The following is a 7,455-nucleotide window of genomic DNA, read 5'->3' as shown; positions in this document are numbered from 1 at the left end:
TCCCATCAGAAGCCGCCACATACTGTTTGGTCCCATGGAATCACCTGGGAACCGGTATCTTTTCAGATTCTCATTTGTTCGGGAAAATGGAATCTCTTTTGCAATCTTTAGCTTCTTTTCCTTTTCACCGGCTGAAAGCTTTAGAAAATTTGTATTAAACGTACCGTCTATTTCACCGTCCGCATCCATATAGCTTCCTGCAATTCGCGTCATGGATGTTCTAGCCGGTGTCATTCGTCTGGTTAATTCCAGCATATCTTCTCTGTTAATCATCGTTATACCTTGTCTCTCCCTTCAGTCTCGAGCGTGTTTTAAAATACTATGCCCTATTTTAGCATACTCTTTGGGGTTATGTCATCAAAATTAGGAAATATCCCTGCCATTGAAGGCCCTGACCGCAATCTTATAAGAAACAGTGTAAATAGTAAATACAATAATAAGAATCATAATGGAAAGACTGATTCTCGGAAGCTTTAGAATTTCATTTAGAATACTCAGCAACTTTGAAATTCCCAATAGGATAACTACGGAACTTGCATATGAGAATACTGTAAGCAGTTCCATCTTTTCCACAGCATTTTTAGACAGATATATAAACCCAATGGATAAACTGCCGGAACACAACGCAATCCCAGATGCTGTCATGGTCATTTCCAGGAACAGAATGAAATCGGAACGATGAGTGATTAATCCTGGTAAGCTAATGAGAAAGCCCGCCAGAATACCAACGCCAATAATCTCTAAAAGAAGAATATATTTACTCAGCACAATTTCGTTTCTGCTCAGCATCGCCGGCACAGCCAGTTTATCCCATTTCACATTATTGTCCATTGTAAAGGTAGAAGTTATGGTTGTACTGAAAATCAGTATCGGTATTGCAGTAATAAAAGCGGTTCTTTTGGTAACAAAACAATATGCGATTAAAATGGCAGTCAAAATCAGATACATGTTTTTTATTTTATTTAAATTGTAAATATCTTTTCTGATCAATCCGTTCATACCACTGTCCCCCTTGCAAGTATCAGCATAATTTCTTCTATGCCTGGCTGTTCAACTATGTATTCTTCCTTATTGAAATGATTTTCAACCCTGTTGTCCAGGATGCAATCTACATGATTTCCTTCTGTCCGGTAAGCAACCATTCCATTTTTGTCCAGTTCATTGAATTTTGAAGCCCTGCAATGCATCAAACGATAATGATAGAGCAGTTCATCCTTTTCTTTACTGAAAATAACATGCCCATCATTAATAAAAGTAATATAATCTGCAATCTTCTCAAGATCCGTAATTATATGTGATGAGAAAAGAATACTCTTACTTTCGTCCTGAATAAACTCCAGAAATAGTTTCAGTATTTCCTCTCTCATAATTGGGTCTAACGATCCTGTGATTTCATCTAAAATCAATAACCGGGGACAGTGGGACAACGCCACTGCCAGATTCAGTTTTACTTTGTTGCCTTTTGACATTTCTTTGACCGTGGTATGTTCCGGTATAGCCAGACGCTGTAAATATTGATGGAATAAATTTTCGTCCCATTTAAGGTACATTTTCCTAAAAATCTTATTGACCTCTTTAGAAGTAAGATGTTCCGGAAGACTATGTCATCGTACACAACCGCGATATTTTCTTTGTCTTCTTTCGTTAGTTCCAAATAATTTTTGCCAAAAATCCGGATACTTCCTTCATTTAAATTGATAATGTTCAATATGGAATTGATAATGGTCGTTTTACCGGCACCGTTAGGACCGATCAGCCCCATGATTGCCCCCTCCGGACAGGAAAATTGAACATGATCAAGGGTAAATGATGCAAATCGTTTCGTAATATCATTAATTTCAAGAATATTTTTCATATGGCACCTCATTTTAAATATCAGTCAATTTGTGACTCATCAAACAGCAGTTTTATCAATGCAAGAACGCTGTCCTGCTCTATGCTATATTTCCTGGCAAGTGCAATTAACTCCATCGCCTTGTCTTCCAATAGCTGATTGCGCTGGTCTTCCAGACCACCTGAATTATGATTTGTGATATAGGTTCCTTTTCCGACAACAGTTTCAATGATTCCTTCCTTTTGCAGTCTGTCATAAGCTTTCTGGACGGTAAGCACGCCAATTCCCAGTTCTTTTGCCAGACTTCTTACGGAGGTTATCATATCGCCGGATTTTAATTCGCCTGTCAGTATCATATCCTTGATCTGTGAGCCGATTTGTTCATATATTGGCTTACTGCTTTTGTGGCTAATCATAATTTCCAATTTCCGTTTTCCACCTCTCTTTTTCAAGCACGCTTCCAGCCCGCTGCGCGCCCTTATACGGGACAAATCTCCCGCACACTGGACGCACAGTGTCAAAATTCATAGCAGCATTTATAGTAGAATTACCGGTACCACAATACACAGAACCATAATAATTAATAGTACCCACCCTAAAATTCGCTGTGTCCTTGACAGGTCTCTCTTATGACAAGTCATTTTTGTCTGTATCTGCGGGATAGATTCTAATAGTTTTTTTGCAGGCTCTTCGTCTGTTTCAGCCACCATAATATCTTCACCGGCATAAGAATCTCCCATATATAAATCCATTATGCTGCCTTGACGCCATGCCAATATACCGTTTTCTTTTAAAATACAGACCATTTGTTCAGCCTCTGTCATGCTTCCCACAGAAGCTATTTTTACAAATCCATTTTCACTCATAAAATACACCTCCGGCTTGTAAATTCTTATCTGTTATATATAACACTATAATACACTACATAACACTTGTCAATATGAAACTGATCAGGACGGTAAAATCCGCTTTTCCGGCACAGCCGGTCACTGGTATTGGGGATATGGCAATGCATTCGTTTGTTGGATTTGCTGATTGACAAGAATAGATTTTTCCACTATTCTTTATGTACTAGCTTTTAAACTGCAAATAAATTGAGCGTAAATAAATTTAAATAAATTAAATTGACTCATGGTGAAGTGGCTTTATAAAAGGACGGGAAATGCTTATGTTGAAGAATAAAATCCGAACTGAAAAAGAAACAGAAAAATATTTAGAAGAATTAAAAGACTGGCTTAAAGAGGTTAAGCATACTCCTGTAGAAGAAATGGCGGATTTCTTTGCCAACCGAATTGGTGAGTATAATCATGTTCATTTGAAAAATTGGGGGGAAGAATATGATCATATTGCAGATTTCTTTGAGAATGGTTTACACTCATTACTTGATATTGGCTGCGGCACAGGACTGGAGCTTAAATCCATGTACAGGAGATTTCCGGATGTGAGGATTACAGGTATTGATTTGTCTGAATCTATGCTGGAAAAATTGCGGGAAAGCTACGGTGATAAAAATATTGAATTAATCAATGCAGACTATTTTCAATACCCGTTTGCCGAAAATAAGTTTGATGCCGCTCTGTCATTTGAAACACTTCATCATTTTAAATACGATAAAAAGCAGCAGATCTACAAGAAGCTTTATGAGACGATAAAACCCGGTGGATATTATATTGAATGTGACTATATTGCCTGTGGTGATGAAGAGGAATCTCTTTGTCTTGAAGAATACGAATACAGGCGCAAACAAAATAATGTCCCTGAAGATATGTTTATACATATTGATATTCCGCTGACATTGGAACATCAATGTGAGCTTATGAAAAATGCCGGTTTTAAATCGGTGCAGGTATTGTATCAGAATTACTTTCCCCGCTGACATCCAGATCATAATGTTTTGTTCCATCTGTATCTATAAAATAGCCTATGCCCTCCTTAGAGACAAATCCCATTCGAATAAAGTTATTACTTTTACTCTCCTCTTCCAGTTGAGAAAGGGCAGCATCCAAATCAACGGTACTCTCATATCCTGAAAAGGACGCAATGGCACCTAAAGTCTGAAGGTCTCCGTCAATTTGTGTAGTGATAATATTTTTATACTGAGATACAATTTCATACATATACTTTTGCGCTTCCTTCTCCTGGGTGCTATTTATGCTGAAATAAATGACACCGCCCACCAGCACAAGAATGACACAAATGATAGAAACCAGGGTTATGGAAATTCTGATCTGTTTCTTTATATCTTTCGCTTCCAAACCGCTCCCTCCTCTGCACTGCTATAAAATTATAAATCTATCATAACACGCACATAACAATTTTTCACTATAAACTGCGCTTTATTTTCATTATCTAACAGTTTATAGATTTATCAGGAATCTTACTAAAACCGATACTGAAATTGTCACCAATTTATCCTTTTTTCATATTATGTTGAGATAAATCAAATTTATCAAACCAAATTTGTTATGCATCTTTTATAAGTTTTGTTCTGAAAATGTACGATTTGGTATATTGAATTTTGTTCCGGCTGCGGGACAGACTTGAATGCGCTGTAAGGTGCAGAAATGGAGGCAATTATGAGTTGTAATAAAAAATGTATGCAAACGCATGTTCATGAGGTACTGGGAAGCGTTCGGCTTGCTGAACTGAATGAAGATCCTCACAATCACCGCTTTGCAGGTGTAACAGAAGAAATAATAAAAGTACCTGGCGGACACATTCACAAATTTACTGCGAAAACAGACTTTTATGAAGATCACTTTCATCCCATCTGTGTAACCACGGGCCTGCAGGTTCCGGTTGGCAAATGCGGCGATGAGCGCCATGTGCACTTTATTGATTCTCAGACAGAAATTGAAGATGGACATTTTCATAGATTTATTGCTTCTACTTTAATTGAGAATCCTATTGGTGATTAATACGATACAGAGTAAGTAGAGGAAAGGATGTCGCATACAGCTGATCACAAAGCTGTATGCGGCATCCTATTATGGCATTCTATTGGGATTTTCAGAATCTATCAGGTTCTCCTTTTGCTATTATTTGTTAGGATTTCTTGTTACTTCACCCCTGATCTTCTCCGCATGCTCCAAAACCCATCCTGCCGCATATGTATCAGCCATTTCAGGATACGTATAATGCAGGTCTTCTGCTGCCTCAATGGCAACGGCACGAAATAGTTCCATAGTTGTCAGCAGGGCTTCCAGCATATCATTCTTTTCATAACGTGAAAAACAATCTGATAATTTCCCGACAATCCAATCCGCTGCCCACTCCTCTAGAAAACGACCGCCGTGCCAGGTATCATAATCCGGTCCGTTTTTTAAATGGGCATGAATCTCAATAAGCGTGAGCAGTTTCCATTTCATATAATTATCAACGCATGCTTTTGCTGTCCATAATTCGCCCCGCATCAGTTTCTTTGCCGTCCAGACGGTATGGTACCAAAAATCATGAACTATATTGTTAAATTCTGTTTCGGATAATACCGGAAAGACTTGCGGTACCTGTGGCAGTTGTTGAATAGACTGCCCTATCCCAATCTTGTCTACAAGTACGCGAAAGCCTCTTGATAATATGTGGGGGGTTACACCGCTTTCTACAATATTGTTGAGATTATCTTTTGGAAGTATTACAAAATCCACATCCAGTGCATGGTCAAAAAGAATACTTCGCTCGACTCCGCCATCTATGGTATTTTCTATAAAAGAAATATAGAAGTTTCCAATCTGTTTCAGCCATTCATCGGATTGAATAAAAGAGTCCGGATGATCGACGATCATGATAATGTCAAGATCAGAATTGTCATCTGCCGGATGGTCGTCTCTGGCCTGTGAACCTATGACCAAAGCTGCCTGCAGATCATCATTGTTTTTTCCCAAAAGGATGATCTTCTGAATAATATTTTTATATCGGTCCATTAGTTTTGTCCCTCCGTTTTCATTTGTTACATAATTTTAACAGAAACCATTCATTTATGCCAGCAGAAACCATTTGGATTAATAATGACACCACTGTCATTATTATATTGACACCCGCCATCTCCCATGCTATATTAAAATGACAATACTGTCATTATTAAAAAAGGGAGGAAATATTTTGCCGAAAGTAAACGAATCATACTTTGAAAAAAAGAAGAATCAAATTTTAGATGCTGCTTTTTCTGTATGCATGAAAAAGCCAGCCAATGAAGTTACAATGAGCGACATAGTAAAAGAAACAGGTTTTAGCCACGGTGGTGTATATAAGTATTATTCTAATATTGATGATATTTTCATTGCGCTTTCCAATCGGTTCAACCACATATCAGATTTTAAGGATAAGATAAGCGGAATATTCGCATCAGAGGGTAAACCGGAAAAGATTCTTATGGAGGTATTCCATGTGGTTTCAGAAGATATTAAAAATACCCTGCTGGGATACGGGAAAATAAGCTTTGAACTGGGCACCCTGTTTGCGAATGATCCGGAACGCCTTCTCTATTATCGTTCTCAGGTCACAGAAGCATCGAATTATGATTTTCTCATTGAAAAGACCTTTCATTTTATGGAAAAAAAGACTGCTGAGGGATATTTTAAACCGATAATACCGCTTCACGATATTTATATGCTTATCATCGCATCCTTTGACGGGATCACCCGTGATGTGATTTTATCCAAATGTTATCAGCTAAAGGGGCCTTTATCAGAAAACGACAGATTTGATGAAACTAAATTAATGAGAAGCCTTTGTGCCAGCATTCTGCTGTTACTATCGGGGAATTCGGATATGATGGAGGAATATTAGATGGATACTGCACAAAACAAAATGTGGAATAAGAATTTTAATCTGGTTATCATAGGACAGATCATTTCCCTTTTCGGGAGCGCCATGCTGCGATTTGCACTGTCATTATATGTAATGGATATAACGGGACGGGAGGATATATTTGCTGGATTATTTGCAATATCCAACATCCCAATTTTACTCTCTCCGTTAGGGGGAGCGATTGCAGACCGGTTCAACAGGCGTAACCTGATGGTGATCTTTGACTTTTCAAGCAGTTTTGTTGTATTTATATTCATACTGCTGCTGGCTCAGAATGGTCATTCGATTCTGCTGATTGGAGTTGTGATGGTTTTACTGTCAGTAATCAGCGCTATGTACACACCGACCGTAACTGCCAGCATTCCCCAATTGGTTGAGGAATCTTCATTAGCGGGGGCAAACGGCATCGTTCAGGCTGTGCAGGCACTGTCCTATGTTGTGGCACCTGTATGTGCAGGAATCCTGTATGGGATAATGTCTGTACAAGCATTAATTGCTGTCAGCGGCGCTGCTTTCTTTTTATCGGCAGTGATGGAGATTTTTATCAGGATTCCGTTTGTAAAGAGGCAGTCGGAAGGTGCCATGCTGAAAACCATCGGCAGGGATATGAAGGAAGGATTTGTCTTCGTTGCAAAACAGCCGTTTATATTAAAAGCCATGCTTATAGCAGCGCTGATCAACTTCATCCTCACTCCTCTTTTTGTTGTGGGTGGACCGATCATTCTGCGAATGACTATGAAAAGTACGGACACTATCTATGGTATAGGAATGGGAATTATACAATTTGCTAATATTTTAGGGGCGCTGCTGATTGG

At 38.6% G+C, this 7,455-nt stretch carries 12 protein-coding genes; 4 read left to right on the top strand and 8 right to left on the bottom strand.

Features of this window, described 5'->3' with window-relative positions:
* From ACH2DQ_RS05705 to ACH2DQ_RS05680, 6 genes are all read right to left on the bottom strand, one after another.
* Positions 1-273, bottom strand: a 273-nt coding sequence (locus tag ACH2DQ_RS05705) for a DUF4317 family protein (protein ID WP_395025913.1), incomplete at its 3' end; no start/stop codon positions are given.
* 90 nt (positions 274-363) lie between these two features.
* The gene (locus tag ACH2DQ_RS05700) at positions 364-999 is read right to left on the bottom strand and encodes an ABC-2 transporter permease (RefSeq protein WP_394911800.1); all 636 of its coding nucleotides are present in this window, start codon (positions 997-999) and stop codon (positions 364-366) included.
* Positions 996-1,550 (bottom strand): AAA family ATPase, encoded by a 555-nt coding sequence (locus ACH2DQ_RS05695; protein WP_394911799.1) that lies wholly within the window; start codon positions 1,548-1,550, stop codon positions 996-998. The genes ACH2DQ_RS05700 and ACH2DQ_RS05695 overlap by 4 nt, the downstream gene beginning before the upstream one ends.
* Positions 1,448-1,855, bottom strand: coding sequence for an ATP-binding cassette domain-containing protein (locus ACH2DQ_RS05690; protein ID WP_394911798.1), 408 nt, complete (start codon positions 1,853-1,855; stop codon positions 1,448-1,450). The genes ACH2DQ_RS05695 and ACH2DQ_RS05690 overlap by 103 nt, the downstream gene beginning before the upstream one ends.
* A 20-nt stretch (positions 1,856-1,875) precedes the next feature.
* Complete coding sequence (locus tag ACH2DQ_RS05685) at positions 1,876-2,286, bottom strand: GntR family transcriptional regulator (protein ID WP_394911797.1); 411 nt, start codon at positions 2,284-2,286, stop codon at positions 1,876-1,878.
* A gap of 84 nt (positions 2,287-2,370) precedes the next feature.
* On the bottom strand, positions 2,371-2,700 hold the full coding sequence (locus ACH2DQ_RS05680; protein ID WP_394911796.1) for a hypothetical protein: 330 nt from the start codon (positions 2,698-2,700) through the stop codon (positions 2,371-2,373).
* 302 nt (positions 2,701-3,002) lie between these two features.
* Between ACH2DQ_RS05680 and ACH2DQ_RS05675 the strand changes: the two genes are divergently transcribed.
* Entirely contained in the window at positions 3,003-3,710 is a 708-nt protein-coding gene (locus ACH2DQ_RS05675) for a class I SAM-dependent methyltransferase (RefSeq protein WP_394911795.1), read from the top strand.
* On the opposite strand, the gene ACH2DQ_RS05670 is transcribed toward ACH2DQ_RS05675, so the two are convergent.
* The gene (locus tag ACH2DQ_RS05670; RefSeq protein ID WP_394911794.1) at positions 3,667-4,089 is read right to left on the bottom strand and encodes a hypothetical protein; all 423 of its coding nucleotides are present in this window, start codon (positions 4,087-4,089) and stop codon (positions 3,667-3,669) included. The genes ACH2DQ_RS05675 and ACH2DQ_RS05670 overlap by 44 nt on opposite strands.
* 321 nt (positions 4,090-4,410) lie before the next feature.
* Between ACH2DQ_RS05670 and ACH2DQ_RS05665 the strand changes: the two genes are divergently transcribed.
* A complete protein-coding gene (locus ACH2DQ_RS05665; RefSeq protein ID WP_083267394.1) occupies positions 4,411-4,752 on the top strand; it encodes a YmaF family protein in 342 nt (113 codons plus the stop codon).
* Between the two features lie 120 nt (positions 4,753-4,872).
* Here the strand turns inward: ACH2DQ_RS05665 and ACH2DQ_RS05660 are convergent, their stop codons facing one another.
* Complete coding sequence (locus ACH2DQ_RS05660; protein ID WP_395025909.1) at positions 4,873-5,754, bottom strand: aminoglycoside 6-adenylyltransferase; 882 nt, start codon at positions 5,752-5,754, stop codon at positions 4,873-4,875.
* A gap of 178 nt (positions 5,755-5,932) precedes the next feature.
* Between ACH2DQ_RS05660 and ACH2DQ_RS05655 the strand changes: the two genes are divergently transcribed.
* Positions 5,933-6,619 (top strand): TetR/AcrR family transcriptional regulator, encoded by a 687-nt coding sequence (locus ACH2DQ_RS05655; RefSeq protein WP_394911792.1) that lies wholly within the window; start codon positions 5,933-5,935, stop codon positions 6,617-6,619.
* Positions 6,620-7,455 (top strand): MFS transporter (locus tag ACH2DQ_RS05650; RefSeq protein ID WP_395025907.1); only part of this gene is annotated, 836 nt, incomplete at its 3' end.

This window comes from Robinsoniella sp. (genome assembly GCF_034124845.1).
The sequence above is the reverse complement of the archived record's forward strand: the minus strand, read 5'-3'. Positions and strand labels throughout refer to the sequence as shown.

Excerpts from the sequence above, each read along its gene's own strand:
- ACH2DQ_RS05660 (WP_395025909.1), bottom strand. The coding sequence starts at position 5,754 with ATGGACCGATATAAAAATATTATTCAGAAGATCATCCTTTTGGGAAAA.
- ACH2DQ_RS05675 (WP_394911795.1), top strand. The coding sequence starts at position 3,003 with ATGTTGAAGAATAAAATCCGAACTGAAAAAGAAACAGAAAAATATTTA.
- ACH2DQ_RS05695 (WP_394911799.1), bottom strand. The coding sequence starts at position 1,550 with ATGTACCTTAAATGGGACGAAAATTTATTCCATCAATATTTACAGCGT.
- ACH2DQ_RS05665 (WP_083267394.1), top strand. The coding sequence starts at position 4,411 with ATGAGTTGTAATAAAAAATGTATGCAAACGCATGTTCATGAGGTACTG.
- ACH2DQ_RS05680 (WP_394911796.1), bottom strand. The coding sequence starts at position 2,700 with ATGAGTGAAAATGGATTTGTAAAAATAGCTTCTGTGGGAAGCATGACA.
- ACH2DQ_RS05700 (WP_394911800.1), bottom strand. The coding sequence starts at position 999 with ATGAACGGATTGATCAGAAAAGATATTTACAATTTAAATAAAATAAAA.
- ACH2DQ_RS05690 (WP_394911798.1), bottom strand. The coding sequence starts at position 1,855 with ATGAAAAATATTCTTGAAATTAATGATATTACGAAACGATTTGCATCA.